The 16,084-nt window shown below is 43.5% G+C and carries 14 protein-coding genes; 3 read left to right on the top strand and 11 right to left on the bottom strand.

Annotation, left to right across the window (positions count from 1 at the left end; all coding sequences use genetic code 11):
- Positions 1–132: 132 nt before the first annotated feature.
- The 7 genes from ychF to SWOL_RS05975 form a co-directional block, all read right to left on the bottom strand.
- Entirely contained in the window at positions 133–1,197 is a 1,065-nt protein-coding gene (ychF, locus tag SWOL_RS06005; protein WP_011640585.1) for a redox-regulated ATPase YchF, read from the bottom strand.
- A gap of 65 nt (positions 1,198–1,262) precedes the next feature.
- On the bottom strand, positions 1,263–2,093 hold the full coding sequence (locus SWOL_RS06000) for a PH domain-containing protein (RefSeq protein ID WP_011640584.1): 831 nt from the start codon (positions 2,091–2,093) through the stop codon (positions 1,263–1,265).
- 129 nt (positions 2,094–2,222) lie between these two features.
- A complete protein-coding gene (locus SWOL_RS05995) occupies positions 2,223–3,074 on the bottom strand; it encodes a 3-hydroxyacyl-CoA dehydrogenase family protein (RefSeq protein WP_011640583.1) in 852 nt (283 codons plus the stop codon).
- A 34-nt stretch (positions 3,075–3,108) separates the two neighbouring features.
- Positions 3,109–4,206, bottom strand: a complete 1,098-nt coding sequence (locus SWOL_RS05990) for a 6-phosphofructokinase (protein ID WP_011640582.1) — start codon at positions 4,204–4,206, stop codon at positions 3,109–3,111.
- Between the two features lie 163 nt (positions 4,207–4,369).
- Positions 4,370–5,524, bottom strand: a complete 1,155-nt coding sequence (locus tag SWOL_RS05985) for a S1C family serine protease (RefSeq protein ID WP_011640581.1) — start codon at positions 5,522–5,524, stop codon at positions 4,370–4,372.
- Positions 5,525–5,723: 199 nt separating this feature from the next.
- A complete protein-coding gene (locus SWOL_RS05980; RefSeq protein ID WP_011640580.1) occupies positions 5,724–7,061 on the bottom strand; it encodes a YheC/YheD family endospore coat-associated protein in 1,338 nt (445 codons plus the stop codon).
- A gap of 58 nt (positions 7,062–7,119) precedes the next feature.
- Positions 7,120–7,680, bottom strand: a complete 561-nt coding sequence (locus SWOL_RS05975; RefSeq protein WP_011640579.1) for a YheC/YheD family protein — start codon at positions 7,678–7,680, stop codon at positions 7,120–7,122.
- A gap of 114 nt (positions 7,681–7,794) precedes the next feature.
- Between SWOL_RS05975 and SWOL_RS05970 the strand changes: the two genes are divergently transcribed.
- Positions 7,795–9,015: a transposase gene (locus SWOL_RS05970; RefSeq protein ID WP_011639960.1), complete on the top strand. Its 1,221-nt coding sequence runs from the start codon at positions 7,795–7,797 to the stop codon at positions 9,013–9,015.
- 146 nt (positions 9,016–9,161) lie between these two features.
- Here the strand turns inward: SWOL_RS05970 and SWOL_RS05965 are convergent, their stop codons facing one another.
- Positions 9,162–10,004 (bottom strand): YheC/YheD family protein, encoded by an 843-nt coding sequence (locus SWOL_RS05965; protein WP_011640578.1) that lies wholly within the window; start codon positions 10,002–10,004, stop codon positions 9,162–9,164.
- A 289-nt stretch (positions 10,005–10,293) separates the two neighbouring features.
- On the opposite strand from SWOL_RS05965, the gene SWOL_RS05960 reads away from it, so the two are divergent.
- Together SWOL_RS05960 and SWOL_RS05955 are read left to right on the top strand one after the other, a co-directional pair.
- Positions 10,294–10,758 carry a 2-thiouracil desulfurase family protein gene (locus SWOL_RS05960; RefSeq protein WP_011640577.1) on the top strand — a complete coding sequence of 155 codons (465 nt, stop codon included), beginning with the start codon at positions 10,294–10,296 and terminating at the stop codon, positions 10,756–10,758.
- An 82-nt stretch (positions 10,759–10,840) separates the two neighbouring features.
- A complete protein-coding gene (locus SWOL_RS05955) occupies positions 10,841–11,827 on the top strand; it encodes a DUF814 domain-containing protein (RefSeq protein ID WP_011640576.1) in 987 nt (328 codons plus the stop codon).
- Between the two features lie 32 nt (positions 11,828–11,859).
- Here SWOL_RS05955 and SWOL_RS05950 read toward each other — a convergent pair whose 3' ends face one another.
- From SWOL_RS05950 to SWOL_RS05940, 3 genes are all read right to left on the bottom strand, one after another.
- The gene (locus SWOL_RS05950) at positions 11,860–12,411 is read right to left on the bottom strand and encodes an SGNH/GDSL hydrolase family protein (RefSeq protein WP_011640575.1); all 552 of its coding nucleotides are present in this window, start codon (positions 12,409–12,411) and stop codon (positions 11,860–11,862) included.
- Between the two features lie 21 nt (positions 12,412–12,432).
- On the bottom strand, positions 12,433–15,177 hold the full coding sequence (locus tag SWOL_RS05945) for a UPF0182 family membrane protein (RefSeq protein ID WP_011640574.1): 2,745 nt from the start codon (positions 15,175–15,177) through the stop codon (positions 12,433–12,435).
- A 61-nt stretch (positions 15,178–15,238) separates the two neighbouring features.
- Positions 15,239–16,075: an MTAP family purine nucleoside phosphorylase gene (locus SWOL_RS05940; protein ID WP_011640573.1), complete on the bottom strand. Its 837-nt coding sequence runs from the start codon at positions 16,073–16,075 to the stop codon at positions 15,239–15,241.
- Positions 16,076–16,084: the final 9 nt, after the last annotated feature.

Below are 16,084 nucleotides of genomic sequence, written 5' to 3'. Positions count from 1 at the left end.
AACGAGGTGGGGGATTAGAACTCGCCACCTGTTTTGTTAATTGGAACCCGACCTCTTAAAGAAGCACCCTGCGGGCACCACTGATGTTCGCTTCGCTCACTATTATGGACGCGGGGGATATATTTCACCTCGTTATATATTGAAACGGAAATGTACTATATCCCCGTCCTTAACTATGTATTCCTTACCTTCCAAACGGAAAAGCCCTTTTTCCTTTACCGCCTGCATATTCCCCAGTTCCTTCAAGTCCTGGTACTCTACTACCTCAGCCCTTATAAAGCCTCGTTCTATATCAGAATGGATTTTCCCCGCGGCTTTTTTAGCCTTATCCCCCTGATTGATAGTCCAGGCCTTGACTTCATCTTCTCCTACCGTAAAAAAGGAAATCAAGCCCAGGAGGTAGTACATGTTGCGAGAAATCTTTATTATACCAGCCTCTTCTATACCGATTTCCTCCATGAATAATTGCTTTTCTTCGCCATCCAAATCGGCAATTTCCCGCTCAATACTGGCCGATATTTCAACCACAGGATATTTTTTAAGCTGAGCCAAATCCAATACCTCACGGCGTAGCGGGTAATCAGGGTGGTTTAAATGATCCTCCCCAAGATTGAGACAGATCATCATGGGTTTAGTGGTGAGAAATTGGTAATTTTGCATAATTTCCTCTTCTTCATCATTAAACTCCAGTGAAGAAATCGGTACTTCATTCTCTACCGCCTCTTTTAGCCGCTCCAATAAAGAAAGCTCTTTCAACATCTGATTTTTCTTTTTATTATTATTTATCCTTTCCATCCTTTTTTCTATCAAATCCAAATCAGCCAGCAATAATTCATAATTTATAGTTTCAATGTCTTTTACCGGATTGATTTCGTTGTTGAAGGAAGGAACTTCACTGTCCTCAAAAACGCGAACAACATGCAACAAAGCATCAGCTTTGCGCACACTATCCAAAAAAAGCACCGCGGCTTTTTCTGCGCCCGGGATTAAACCAGGTATATCCACTACTTCCAACTGGGCATAACTGGTTTTTTTAGGCTTATATAGCTGGGATAAATAATCAATTCTTTCATCTGGTATACGGGCCATAGCCACATTGGTTTTCCCAACGCTATGAACTCTATCACGGCTTTCCGTAAGCAATTCAAATACGGTGGTTTTACCGACTGAAGGCATTCCTATTATTCCTAATTGCATGATAAAAATCCTCTCTAAAGACTTATTAGTTTACATAATTATCGTTATTGTATAGCTATTTTTCATCACCTTAAAGTAATCTCTGACAGGGAGAGAATAAAGAATATTCCGGTTACCGCTAGTGCTAAAAGGAGTAATATACAACCTCCCTGTTCACTGAATTGGTACAAGCGCCCGGCATTACCTATTCCAAAGAAGAACAATGCTACTGCCAGAACTAACAATAGAATTATAAATGGGGGCGCACCAGATCCGGGGAAGAAAATGGCCAGGTAGGCAGCAAAGAGTAAAAGGAATATCAGGTTAAGGTTAAACAATATTTTATAAAAGCGGTCTTCTTGAATATTCTTTCCCTTGATTTCCTCCGGCATCTCATTCATGTCTACCATTTGCACTTCTTTATTAGCTTTGACTGCTATGGCCTTTATCATTTCATTATCAGCCGGGGTTAAACCATAAAATCCGCGAGCGGTTTTTAAATAAATAAAACCCTTTTGGGGAGTGGTAGCAAACATTCTAACCGGACCCAAACCCTTTACTGAATAAAGTCCTATCATGTATCCAGGCCAACTGGCTCCGAGCAATGAAAATATGTTGCCCTTCCCCTCCACTTGAAAAACCTCATTGATTTCAGCCCAGGGTATGCTAACAGAGTATAATCCCCACTTGATAGTTAAACCAGCTTCTTCAATCCGATAGCCCATATTAATAAGCCCAACGATCAAAAACAGGTAAATGGCCAAAAAAAGATAAGCCGGTATATACAGCATTATTTTTAGTGTTTTATCATCAGCACCTAGAGAGTAGTCAATTCCCCAGAAGGAAAATCCAAATACGACCACCCCCATAATAAAGCCAAAAAATAAACCCAAAGCATTATTGCTCTTATAAGCCATATTAAACTCCTCCTCTATATATCTATATAATATCTTTATGTTTATCTTTTTGTATTATTGAATTACCAAATAAGTTCTACTTATATATAATACCACCTTAAAAAACTTGATTTCGCTTAAGCCGGTACCTTAATCACGATAATTATAAAACCCCCGTCCGCTTTTCTTACCCCAGTAACCAGCTCTAACCATGGTAGAGAATAAAGTGTGAGGCCGGTATTTGGGGTCTCTGAATTCCTCATAAAAAACTTGGATACTGGCATATAGATGATCTAAACCAATCGAATCTGCCAGTTCCAGGGGACCACGCGGCATCCCCGCACCTAACTTCATAGCCAAGTCAATATCCTCTTTTTCTGCCAATCCCTCCCCGTATACCCATATAGCTTCGTTTAAATAGGGAATTAGAATACGATTGACAATGAAGCCGGGGCTTTCGCGGCTTACAACCACCGGATACTTCCCCAGATTCTGAACAAAGTCCCGAGCTGTTTCCAAAGTTTCAGGAGAGGTATCGATACCTTTTATTACTTCCACCAGTTTAACCTTATAAACCGGATTAAAAAAATGCAGGCCCACAATTCTATCCCGCCTGCGGGTGGAGGAGGCAATCTCTGCTATGGAAAGAGACGAGGTGTTGGTAGCCAATATTGTATGGTAGGGACACAAGTTATCCAGCTCAGCAAAAATTTGTTTCTTTATGGCCATGTTTTCTACTACAGCCTCAATCACCAGGTCAGCATCATGCAGATCTGCCAAATCAGTAGAACCTTGAATCCGCTGCATTATTATTTCTTTTTCTTCATTGTGCAAAATACCTTTTTCTATTTCTTTTTCCAGGTTCTCTTCTATGGTCTGAAGTCCATCCTTAACCAGAGTCATCTGCAAGTCCCGCATGATTACGCTGTATCCTCCCTGAGCGAGGATCTGGGCAATACCTGCGCCCATTATTCCAGCACCTAATACGGCAATTTTGTTCATCCCAAGTTAACTCCTCCCGTTCATGACCTACTCTTTAATACTTATCCCCAAAGCTTATACCTACAGCCCGGGCTGCCCTTACCAAATCACTCTCCGGTTTTACTCTCCGTATTTCCTTTATAGCCTCCTTTATCGGTACGGCAGCTATCATGTCCCCCCGCAGGCTTACCATGGTACCAAATTGTCCCGCCATGAAGGCGTCCACGGCCGCTACACCATAGCGAGTGGAAAGTATCCGGTCGTAGGGAATAGGAGAACCTCCTCGCTGTAAATGACCCAGCACTGTTACCCTAACTTCGATATTTTGTAAGCGATTACCGATGTCCTCGGCTACTTTCTGGCCTATTCCTCCTAATCTTATGGGATCATGGCTGGTAGCCACCAGATTTCTAATAACCATTTCTCCATCTTCGGGAATTGCTCCCTCAGCCACTACAATAATACTAAAATTTTTACCCTGGCGGTAGCGCTGTGTTATTTTGCTTATTACGGCATCCATATTATAGGGTATCTCTGGAATTAATATAACATCTGCCCCACCGGAAATACCTGCGTGAAGTGCTATCCATCCGGCATAGCGTCCCATTACTTCCAAAACCATTACCCGGTGGTGTGATTCAGCCGTGGTATGGAGCCTATCCAAAGCTTCCGAAGCGGTATTTACCGCCGTATTAAAACCGAAGGTAACATCAGTAGCCGATAAATCATTATCAATTGTTTTAGGTACTCCAACAATGGGTACCCCTTTTTCCGCAAAACGGTCAGCAATATTAAGGCTTCCATCACCCCCTATTACCACCAATCCATCAAGTCCCAAATGTTCCATGTTGGCAACGGCCCGGTCGGATTCGTCACTATGCTGGGGGGTTCCCTCACTGATAGTAAAGAATTGAAAAGGGTTGTCCCGGTTGCTGGTGCCCAGAATAGTACCACCCGTATGACTAATCCCCGATACTGCACGCAAGTCCAGTTGTATATATCGGTTTTCCACCAAACCCTTAAAACCATCAATAAAACCAATTACTTCTACCCCATAATTGATAGCTGTTTTAGAAATAGCGCGTATTACTGCATTCAATCCTGGGCAATCGCCTCCACCGGTTAGAATTCCTATATGACGAATTTCTTTCATTGTAATGCCTCCCTACTTTAGAAATCTATAACGAGGCGAAATATGTCCCCCGCTAACCACTATAGTTGCTGCATTGTATAAAACAAGAAGGTGGGATCTCAGCCCACCCGAACCGGCTTGTATAGTCTTATTATTCTATGTCGGCATACCATTATCCTGTTTATTAGCTGCTTGGTTTTTCGGCCAGATTAACCGTTACCAGCAAAGGTTTTTGATTCCTGATAATCTCCAGCTGGACTTTATCGCCCACCCGTTTGCTTTTCAATATCTCCTGCAGTTCATCATAATTATTGATAGTTTTCTTATCTACCTTGAGAATTACATCATATTTTTTTAAACCTGCTTGAGCTGCGGGACCACCCGCCACTACATTAGCCACTACCATACCTTCAGCTTGCTTGACTCCAAGATAGCCGGCCAGCTTTTCATCTACCGGTTGTAGCCATACTCCTATGTAGGGCCTAATCACCTTACCCTTATTGATTAGCTCGTCCAATACTTCCTTGGCAGTATTTATGGAAATGGCAAAACCTATACCCTGTGCCTGTGCATCAACCGCCGTGTTTATCCCAATTACTTCGCCTTTAGTACTTAAAAGGGGTCCCCCACTATTACCTGGATTTATAGCAGCGTCAGTCTGAATCAAATTCTTGTATACCCGGTTTTCAATCTGAATGGGGCGACCTTTGGCACTGACCACTCCGGCAGTTACGGTATGATCCAATCCGTAAGGATTACCGATGGCCACCACCCATTCTCCCACTCGTATTACATCGGAATCACCCATCTTCAAGGTGGCCAGTTTCTCTTTGGCATCAATCTTTAAAACCGCCAGATCCAAATCATAATCCTGTCCTACCACTCTGGCTTGGTATTTCTTATTCCCGTTGAGGTTCACGGTTATATTACTGGCCCCGTCTATTACATGCTGGTTGGTTATCACATAGCCTTCTTCATTGATAATGAAACCGGTTCCGATACCATGCTGCTCATTCTGCCGGGGAATCACTATATCATTGCCGAAAAACTGCCGGAAGAATGGATCATTGAAAAACTCATTGCCTCCAAAACTTTTTCCTACTACAGTGGTTTCAATGTTGACTACTGCTGGGCTGGCCTTTTCCACCATATCAGCAACACTGCTTGGCCCTAGAACCACAGTATTTACTGTCTGATTGGTGGTGGCTTGTGCCTGGATTTTACCTTCATTACCAGCATAGTAATTGCAAAAGACCAGGTAGGCACCTCCAATAACTACCGCCAACACCATTACCAGCAATAATTTAACTGCTTTTGATGATCGAGTTCTTGTTTCCATTTGCCTTTCCACTCCCTTTCGCAACTAATTATCTTTATTATATAACAATTGCGGCTACAGTCCATATCCCTCAAGTTCTTCTATTGGCGCATATGGGGCAGCAAGCAGGAAAATATAATATTTTTTACGAGAAAACTTTATAAATAGCCCTTCTTGTCAAAAGGACACAAGTCGCAATTACAACAGCTTTTTAATAAAACTAAAAGCCTGCTAGATAAGCGCTATATTCCAAGGGTCGGCGAAAGGTGTTTTTTACAATTACCTGTGAGACTTCGCTCTCCGTTGTTTTGCGAGGCTTGGAATTGACTTCTATAAGCCAGGGGGAACCATTTTTATCTAAGCCAATGTCCAGTCCCAATTCCCCATAATTGTCCTGGCTTGCTTTCTCCAGGGTTTCAGCAACCCGCTGGCAGAGTCGTTTTATTTGCAAGTTCTTTTCTTCGACCACTGTGCTTTTTTTATAAAGGTATTTGAGAACATGTTTGGTTTTTTCCACTCTGCCACCACTGGCCAAGTTGGATACACTGCTTCCACGGGGAGCTACTCTTACAAAGCTTTTACTGGTTTGCCATACTCCCAGAGCATTTTTTTGATAAACAATGCGCAAATCAAAGGGTGAACCCTTATAACTGGCCAGTAATATCCCCTGCTGGGCTATATATGCCCTGTTACCCCGATAATCTCTGGTCTTTTTCATTAATTCTGCTACACTATCGGCAGAACTTCTAATTTTCCTTCTACCTGAAGTAACGTAATGTAAGGTGCCTTTTTCATCTCGCTTTATTTTTATTATTCCCTTTCCCAGGCTTCCGTTTGCTGGTTTCAGAAATATAATATTATACTTGGCCAGTAAATCCTTGAGATTCTCAGCTGTCAGTACCCGGGTTTCAGGCATATAGGGATGCAATGAGGGATCATTAATTAAGAGCTGATACACTTTCCACTTATTTAAAAAAGAAGGATTAAAATATTTTAAATAAGGTAGTTGGCATAGTCTATTTTTAGTATTCCTAATCAAAGATCGAGCTTCACTGCTACGACTTGGTATACGGTCATATACAACATCAGGTAGAGGATAGACATTTGCTATCCATACTCCCCTATCTGGAGTTAATTGCTTGTAAACATAGCCCCGGGCGGTGTTATTAGACCAGTTTATGGAACCCGGGGTGAAGACATAGGTCTGGCCAGCCAAGGTCTTGCTGATATTACTGAGAAATATTAATTCGGCGTGCATACTCAACGGGTCATATTCTCCCCGGTTGGGCAAAAAGGTAGAAAGTATGCCAATGGTCGGTCCCAGGTGAATAATGTTTTCCCGCTGATCATAACGCAGTTTCATGCGCTTTCTCTTTTTTATATAAAGGGCTCGAGCCAAAGATGGGGAGAGCATATACGATTTTTTCTTAAGATCCTGAATCACTAATTTACTGTTAATGACCAGATTGCCAACCCGTACTCTTACCTCACTTTGAGCCGGCAGGGATAACTTTCTCATTAAATCTCTGGAAATATATATTATTCCGACTGTATTCATAATAAATCCCCTCTAAATATAATTGGTTAATAAACTCCATGGCCGGGGCCACAAAAAATTAGAAACCAGCCAAGTAGCGACAATACAACATTGGTCTCATAACTGAAAGCATGCGGGTTTTCTTTTCCCCGATTAAAGTAAAGACCTGCCGGGCAGGTCTTAAATTAGCTTCAATAAACCAAACCTGCCCTCCTTTATCAATACCTATATCCACTCCCATCTCCCCACTGGAGCCTATACTCCCTTCCAGGGTACGACAAGCTTCCACCGCTACAAAACGCAGCTTCTCGATAATTTCCTGCTGTTTTTCCTTATCGGGGAACTTTTCTCTCAAGGTAGTTTCTAATTTTTGTCCGCTGCCCCCGGCTGATATATTGCTGGTGATGGAACCGGGTCTGCCCACGCGGCAAGCCATACCAGTAACATCCCATATTCCGCTGTGATCCTTTTGCACCAGAATCCTAACATCAATAATATTACCCGCCGATTGTAGTAGATTTATCTGTTTCTGTGCTATATAAGTACGATTCCCCATTACCGGTTTCAAACAACTTCGTAATTGGGCCAAAGTAGAAGCGCTTCCCTTAACCAGACGACCATTTAATTGAGACTTTTGCACATTAGTTAAGACCCAAAATAATGGGGTTTGAGTCGTACAGAAAAAGGACTTCACCCCCATTTTGCCGAATTAATAAGTGACAAAACAAATAACCCGTAGGAGGCGAAGTCACTTATGAATATTCGACAGAACTGTATTTTCTCCTTTGAAGACGCATTAAAAATACAACCGAAATCAAGGCTTGAGAAAATAATTAACACCCTTGATCTAAAACCAGTTCTTTGCAAATTAGATAAACCTGGCGAGATAAGAGTTGGACCAAAACCATACCCAGCCTATGCGATGTTAAATGCCCTGATAGCTATGAGACTAGAGAACATGGGTACCTTTACTCAACTGGTTGAACGACTTACTTATGATCCTCATCTACGGTATGTTTGCGGTTTTGAACCATTTGGTACCGCGCCTAGCAAATCATGTTTTAGCCGGTTTTATTCAAAACTTGCTCAGAGCGGTTGTTTAGAAACATTGTTTACTTCCCTGGTTAAACAAGCAGAGGAAATGGGCCTTCTTGATCTTAGTTCAGTAGCAATTGACGCTACCAAGGTAGAAGCTTATGAAAAGTCCGTTCCCCGCAAGAATATCATCCAGGATGGTAATGCCGCTGATTGGGGTATTAAGAGTGATACCAACGGCAACCCTATCAAGTGGTTTGGCTACAAGCTCCATATTGGCACCGATGTAAGGTCCGGGCTTCCCATAGCAATGAAGGTAACGCCGGCCAATTGTTCTGATTCCAGTGTAGCTTTGGAGTTGGTTGAGAAATGTTGTGCCAATACTCAGTCCAAAATAGTTTACTTCCTGATGGATGCTGGCTATGACCACCGTGAAATATATTCTGTAATCAGAGATAAATACCACGCCCAAGCTATCATTGCCCTGAATAAGCGGGGTGCTAAACAACCTCCAGAAGGTTTTGATTGGGATGGAACTCCCATCTGTTCTGCTAGGTATCGGATGGTGTACTGGGGTTCCTATCAGGGAGTAAACAAGTTTAGATGTCCTCATATTATGGGTAAATGCGACTGTCCTTTTGGCTCCGCCTGGTGTTCTGATAGCAACTATGGAATGGTGGTAAAAACTAAAGTTAAAGACGATCCCAGGTTATTTTCAAGTCCCCACCGGGGCTCTGCTAACTGGCAGAAGCAATATAATTTGAGAACCTACTCAGAACGCTGTTTCAGCCGTTTTAAGGAAAACTTGGGTTTAGAAGACGGGCTAAACGTTAGAAAAATAACTAAGGTTGAAACCCACGCTTATCTCTGCGCTATAACTATGATTGCAGCTGTAATAGCAATAAACCAAGACAGCAGTACTAGATCATCAGCAGCATAATATTTTATCAGTTTTTTAAGAACTATCCCTTTAAAGGGAGGAGTATGCCCAATTACTGAAATTATTTATTAACGAATGTAACTAGATTGACTAACTGTAATTTACTGTAAAGCGGTGGCGCTGTGTTACTCAAATATTTGCTTTTGCTATACGGATTTTTTTGAGTTATGCAAAAGTCTCAATTGGTACTGATACTGGTAAACAGAATCAGTTTTTTTCTTTACTACCCGGACAATGTTTCTTCCCTGGGAACCTGACACCGGTTTTAAATAAACCGCAGTATATTTCTTTATCATTTTGTCTACCTGGCTGAAGCTGTTGACCAAGCGGGTATCGGGCATAAATGGTACAAGACTGGGATTCTGGGTGATAACCCGGTAGGTTTGCCACTTGCCAATAAGTGCGGGATTTAAAAATTTTGCTCCCATGTTTTCCAATCTTCTCCGGATGTTTAGCTTTACCGGAGAATATGCTTTTTCTCGCGGGTAAACCACATCAGGAAGAGGAAAACGCCCTTGAATCCAGCCTTTATCCCCCCAGCTATAGCCGTGAATACTCTTACTCTTCCAATCAATACTGAAAGGACTAAAGGCAAAACATATTTGTCCCAGAGCCCGACCGCTTTGAAGAAGCTGCTTAATAAAGAAGGTCTGGCCTCCAAACGGCCTCCTGGCATCCCGGGAAGTCTCCGCCATAATCCCCACCACCGGCCCAATCTGAATAATATTTCCCCGGGCGTTAACCGCATACTTACGGTTGGGACTAATACGCATCTTTCGTGCCAGGCTCGTATTAATAGTGATAGTATTGCGGCTTTTTTCAGCATGACTTATTTTTAAAACCATATTCTTATAGTTTCGACCCACCTGAAACTTTATATTCTGCTCCTCTCCTATGCTCAGGTGGGCAGCCAGGTCGCCGCTTATTATTAATTCTTTTTCATCCTGTTCAGGTCGAAGTTTTACATCTTGCATTATAAATTCTTTCATATTTACTTAACCCCGCAATGTTTGTTTTGTATCATATAATATGAAAGCAATGTCTTCTTTGCTAACAGTAAGTAAACATCTTGCATAAAGTAAGACTTGCTTCAGGTGGAGTTTTAACTCCATCTGAAGCTTAGCCGCACTTATCCAGGGACTTAGTCGCTCTTACTCCTGCCTGTAGAGGCGGGAGTCTTAGAGCGAGTTAGTCATCGGATAAAAGAGGAGTGTTTTTAGGAAAAGCGAGCCCTCAACATAGCTCATAGATTAATCTTTTTAGGAGAGAATTATTTATATGAAGCTTGTCAGTGCATGTCTTTGCGGAATAAACTGCAAATATAACGGAGGTAATAATCTTAATCCCTATTTATTGGAGCTGTGGAAAAAAAATCAAGTGATTCCTGTTTGCCCGGAGGAGTTGGGAGGCCTGTCAACTCCCCGTTGCCCGGCAGAAATAATAGGTGGAAGCGGTGAAGATGTACTCCGGGGGCAGGCCCGGGTTATAGATGCGAATGGTAATGATCTGAGCCGGAATTTTGTGCAAGGGGCCTTGAAAACGCTGGAGCTTGCTCATTCAAGCGGAGCGCATTCGGCTATCTTTAAAAGCCGCAGTCCTTCCTGCGGAGCAGGAAGCATATACGATGGCAGCTTCAAGTCTTGTTTGCGCTCCGGTGATGGAGTATGTACCGCTCTCTTAAAGCAAAATGGGATAAAAGTTATTAGCGATGAGGATATCATAATAGTGAGGAGTAAGGGGTAAATTGATACCAGCACATATACCCAAACTCTGTGGCATTATTGAAGATATAGCTTATGATAAAGCTTAAGAAAGGAAGAGTTTAGTGAAAGCAGTATGTCTATTTTCTGGTGGCTTGGATTCTCAATTGGCTGCCGCCCTGGTAAAAAAACAGGGTGTTACCGTCATCGGGGTCAATTTTTCCAGCCCTTTTTTCGGAGCCAACCGCGCCACCCATATGGCCGCTAAAGAACTGGGTATTCAATTATTTGTCCTGGATACGGGAAAAGAATACATAGAAGAGGTATTAAAAAATCCGGTTTACGGCTATGGCAAAAATTTCAATCCCTGTATTGATTGCCATGGTTACATGCTGAGAAAGGCCGGAGAATTTATGCAGAAGCTTGATGCGAGTTTCTTAATCAGTGGTGAAGTTTTAGGACAAAGGCCGATGAGTCAGAACCGCTCGGCTCTAAATGCGGTGGACAAACTCTCGGGCTTCCGAGGGCTGGTGCTCAGGCCGCTTTCAGCTCGTTTACTACCTGCGACTATACCTGAAACAGAAGGCTGGGTTGACCGTGAGCAACTTATGGATATAAGTGGGCGTGGTAGAACCCGGCAGATTGAGCTGGCTGAAAAATTGGGCATCTATGATTATCCCACACCTGCTGGTGGTTGCCTGCTTACAGAAGCCAGTTTTAGCCGCCGTCTGAAGAAATTGTTGGAACTCAAACCGGAGCTAGAAGCAGGCGAAATGGAAATCCTGAAACTGGGACGCCACTTTTACCTGGGTGATAGAACATTATTGGCTGTGGGTAGGAATCACAGCGAAAACGAAAATATTCAAAAAATTGCCCGGGGTGATGATTATCTTTTTAAAGTTCTGGATCGTCCCGGACCTTTAGGGATTTTACGGGGAGATGATGCTCCCCAGGCAGATGAAATCAATTTGGCCGCTGCCATAGTAGCCAGGTATAGTGATGCCAGAAAAGAAAATATGGCCCAGGTAAAAATATTTAAGCCGGGCCACGAGACTTTTGAGACTATAAGTGTTACACCTTTACTTCCAGATGAGGTTCCGGCCAGCATTTGAGAGGTGGGAAGCGGATCTGAGAGGTGGGAATGTCAATCGGTAAATATTTTAAGGTCGATTTGGGCAAACATGGCCTGATAGCCAGCCCGGCTGGGGTGTCCGCCATCAGCCAGCAACAAATCGCTCCTGACCCGCCCTTTTTCATCATAGAAAGGGCGGGAAAAATCAATAATCTGCAGGCCCTTTTGCCTGGCTAAATCTTTAATCCAACTACGCAATCTGACCAGAAGCTTTTCCCAATACGGTTCATCCACCGCCGTAGGTATTCCCAAGACCACTTTTATCCTGGCCTTCTCAGCCCGTTCTACCATCTCGCGAATGTTCCAGGTAATACGGTCAAAAGACTCTCCACAAATAACATCATTGGTACCGCCCATAATAATGACATGGCTGGGATTATACTTCAAAACCGCCCTTTCAAAACGAGCCAGCATATTCGAAGTAGTATTGCCATTAATTCCCCGGTTAATCACTTCTCCGTCCAAGACCTCATCCAGCATAGTTACCCATGAGGCCTGCGGTCCCCAGGGAAAGCCATAGGTAATGCTGTCCCCCAGGCAGACTATCCGCAAATCATTATTCATTTATTCCTTTTCTCCTTGTCTTTATGGTTTTGCTGCTTCCTCCAGGCGGCTGATGGTTTCATTAAGCTTCTTGATATTCTCCCCATATCCAGCCCAGTCACCATCCCGCAACAGCTGGTTGGCCCGGTCATAGTATTCCCGGGCTGATTTGGCCAGTTCAGCTACTGTAGCTCCGGGAAGTTCCCCCGGGGTAACTACTACTCCTGTTTGCTGGCTTTCTACGCGCTGGTTCTGGCCGAATAATTTAAGCAAAGCTGTATCAAGTGAGGGTTCCATTACCACCTTGTTTTCAAAGGCGGCAATCACCCGTTTTAGTTCCGGCAAGCGGTTATTTTCCGCTTGAAGATACAGGGGCTCCACATATAGCACGGAATTACCCATGGGAATAACCAGCAGATTACCGCGATATACCCGGGAACCTCTCTGATCCCAAAGGCTAAGCTGCTGGGCTATTTCTGTATTCTGGTTGATTCTGGATTCAATTTGCTCGGGCCCATATATGGTTTCCTGTTTGGGGAAATTATAGACCAGCATCTTGCCATAATTGTCCCCGTCCATACGCGCACACATCCAGCCCACCATATTGGCCCGGCTCTTGGGAGTAAAGGGCATCATCAAGATATATTCCGGGTTTTCTTCTTCCGGCAAGCGCATTACCAGGTAATAGGGCTCCATCTTAACCTGCTTATCCTCAACCGTCTCGTTGGGTATTAACCAGGGGTCTTCCTTATTGTAAAATACGGACGGATCAGTCATATGGAAAGTCCGGTACATCTGCGCCTGTATGGAAAACATATCCACCGGATAGCGTAAATGGCTGCGCAAGCCCTCGGGCATCGCACTTAGGGGTTGGTATACCTGGGGGAATATCCGGCTATAGGTCTTTATAATAGGATCGGATTCATCGGCAATATAAAAGTTCATCTTTCCAGTATAGGCATCACAGATTACCTTTACAGAATTGCGCAGGTAATTGTTACGCTGCTTATCAAAAGGCTCTGAATATGGATACTTGTCAGATACGGTATAGGCATCTAAAACCCAGTAAAGCTTGCCATCATCGTTAATTACAATATAAGGGTCGCCGTCATAGCTTAGATAAGGCGCTACTTTTTGCACTCGATCCAGAATATTGCGGTTCATCAAGACCTGGCTCTCATTAGTAATATCCGAGGACAACAACATCTTGTAATCTTTTAAGACCCAACCAAAAAGAAGGCGGCGGGCAAAAGACTTAATCTTTATTCCGTCCTTTCCCTCATAGCGGGTGTATACATTCTTCTCCCCTGCTGGGTAATCAAATTCTTTTTGGCTGGTGTTTACTATCACATAATTATCGGTTTTCTCTCCAAAATATATTTCCGGTCGTTCTATCTTTAAATCGGTGGAAAAGCGTGGCGGTATATCCTTAACAAAGAACTGGGGAAATCCCTCCTCCGCCACCTCAGTCACTGGACTAACTACTAAACCATAGCCATGCGTATACATCAGGCGCTGGTTTATCCAAGTTTTAGCCTGCTGGGGCAGTTCCTCCTGGTCTATCTCCCGCACCGAAAGCATCAGTTGCCGGTACTCTCCATCTACGGTGTAGCGATCAATATCAACATCGTCAAAAACATAGTAGCTCCTTAGTTGCTGCAGGTTTTTGTAAGTGGTACGCAGAGGCTGCCAGTCCCACAGTCGAATATTATCTATGGTGCTCTGATGGCTGGGATCGGAAATATCCAGATTATAGTCAATATTAAACTCCCGGTTTTCCGCCCGGTCCAAGCCGTAGGCCTGGCGGGTGTATTTAATGGCGTTTTCAATATAGGGTTTTTCTTTGTTAAACTCATTGGGCTGTACCACTAATTTCTGAATAAGTGAAGGATATACACTTCCCATTAGAACGGCTACCAGCACCCAGGCACCCAAACTTATTAAAATCCATTTGAATTTTTTAACAAATATATTGGCCAGAATAACGGCGGCAATGATTATTGATAATAGTAGGAGGATGCGGTAGCTGAGCAGACGGGCAAAAATATCGCTATAGGTGGCTCCATAGACAATACCTGCCGGGGAAAAGAGTATATCATAGGCAGCTAGCTTGTAACCCCAGGCTTTAAGCAAAAATATCGCTGCCAGTAAAGTAGCCATGTGACCTTTGGCAAAGCTGAACTGTCTCCAATTGCCAAAAAGAAGGTTTGTTGAAGCATTTATAAGATAAATAGAGCCCAGGGTAATAATTAATAATATCAGAGCCATCATCAAGGTACCGTAAGCAAACTTGTAAAATGTCAAATTGAAAAAATAGAAGCCCAAATCCTTGTTAAAGATAGGATCGGTAGTTCCAAAGGGTACCCGGTTAATATATTGTTGAACTACTATCCAGTTATCAACAGCTACCGAGCTTACCAGGTAAGCTGCAAATAGACTGATACCCAAATAAAGCCAGCGGGAGGATTTTCCCCGAAGGAATTCCTTCCAGGGAGTCTTTTCATCATCCAGGTAAATAACTCGTCCTTCCTCGTCATCATAGACAGGTTCTTCCACCGGCCCCATATGCCTTCTGGTCAAACGCAGGTTGAAAGCAAAAAGCAAAGCTGTAGCCAGGAAAATAAATACATACAGGCCTATCTTGTTTAATAGAATGGTCGAAAAGACACTCGGGAAGTTAACTGATTTAAACCACAACCAGTCCACATAAAGGCTGGCAAGATAAGATATTAGCCCCAAAACTACAAGAAAAATCACCAGTTTGGTAGTACTAGATGTTTTTTGCATATTAAAACCTCCTCCAAGATTCCAACAACCGGGGGTCATATCAGCAACGCTACAATGTCCCTTACTTATACACTTCTTTTAAGAGAGTCTCCTTGCGCAGTTCAGCACAATTGCATTCTCGACCAGGGGGCAGGGTTCTGAAGAATTCAAAGACCGTTCTCGCCAGGGTCAGGCTTTCGCCATAAAATATTTCGGACAGTTCCTCATGTTCCCAAGGGCTAACAATTCCTTCGGCATAGTTAACCACCAGGTACAAGCCCGCAAAACAGGCCCCTATTTCCCGGGCCAGGTATACCTCGGGACAAATGCTCTGTCCTACTATGTCACCTCCGGCCATTTTGAATAATGCCACTTCCGCAGGGCTCTCAAAATGCCGGCCATCGGTATTAACATAAACTCCCCGGTCAAAAACTCGAAATCTCCAACTCTTCTCCAGTAATTCTAGCAGGTGTTTCCTCATAACTCCACAAAGAGCCTCACGCATTACTAAAAGGTAGCGTTCCTCCAGTCCTACATCTTTGCGCAGGGAAAAGTCCATGTAATCATGGGGTATAATTACATCTCGGGGTTTGAGCAGGTGATTAATTGCCCCTACTCCACCTTCAGCCAGTACTCTTTTTACCCCCGCTTGCTGTAAAACCCAAAAGACTTGACGGGAAGCATCCGCCCTGCTAACCCCGCTGCGCCAACCATGCATCCGGCAGCTTAAGACTTTCCTCTCGTCTTGTTCTCCTTGGATATTTATCAGCTTGAATTCAGGGCTCAATCCGTAAGGAGTGGAAAAAATCAGGCCTTTCTCTAGAACTTGAACATAATCCAGGCCCAGGCTTTCTGGAACCTCAATACTCAAGCTGCTGGACCCGCCGATAAAGGCCAGCTGACAGCCAGGAACTTGCACCTGTTCAAC

The organism is Syntrophomonas wolfei subsp. wolfei str. Goettingen G311 (genome assembly GCF_000014725.1).
Taxonomy (GTDB): domain Bacteria; phylum Bacillota; class Syntrophomonadia; order Syntrophomonadales; family Syntrophomonadaceae; genus Syntrophomonas; species Syntrophomonas wolfei.
The sequence above is the reverse complement of the archived record's forward strand: the minus strand, read 5'-3'. Positions and strand labels throughout refer to the sequence as shown.

Coding starts and splice junctions, on each gene's coding strand:
- ychF (WP_011640585.1), bottom strand. CDS start 1,197: ATGCAATTAGGAATAATAGGAATGCCTTCAGTCGGTAAAACCACCGTA.
- SWOL_RS06000 (WP_011640584.1), bottom strand. CDS start 2,093: ATGGCTTATAAGAGCAATAATGCTTTGGGTTTATTTTTTGGCTTTATT.
- SWOL_RS05995 (WP_011640583.1), bottom strand. CDS start 3,074: ATGAACAAAATTGCCGTATTAGGTGCTGGAATAATGGGCGCAGGTATT.
- SWOL_RS05990 (WP_011640582.1), bottom strand. CDS start 4,206: ATGAAAGAAATTCGTCATATAGGAATTCTAACCGGTGGAGGCGATTGC.
- SWOL_RS05985 (WP_011640581.1), bottom strand. CDS start 5,524: ATGGAAACAAGAACTCGATCATCAAAAGCAGTTAAATTATTGCTGGTA.
- SWOL_RS05980 (WP_011640580.1), bottom strand. CDS start 7,061: ATGAATACAGTCGGAATAATATATATTTCCAGAGATTTAATGAGAAAG.
- SWOL_RS05970 (WP_011639960.1), top strand. CDS start 7,795: ATGAATATTCGACAGAACTGTATTTTCTCCTTTGAAGACGCATTAAAA.
- SWOL_RS05965 (WP_011640578.1), bottom strand. CDS start 10,004: ATGAAAGAATTTATAATGCAAGATGTAAAACTTCGACCTGAACAGGAT.
- SWOL_RS05960 (WP_011640577.1), top strand. CDS start 10,294: ATGAAGCTTGTCAGTGCATGTCTTTGCGGAATAAACTGCAAATATAAC.
- SWOL_RS05950 (WP_011640575.1), bottom strand. CDS start 12,411: ATGAATAATGATTTGCGGATAGTCTGCCTGGGGGACAGCATTACCTAT.
- SWOL_RS05945 (WP_011640574.1), bottom strand. CDS start 15,177: ATGCAAAAAACATCTAGTACTACCAAACTGGTGATTTTTCTTGTAGTT.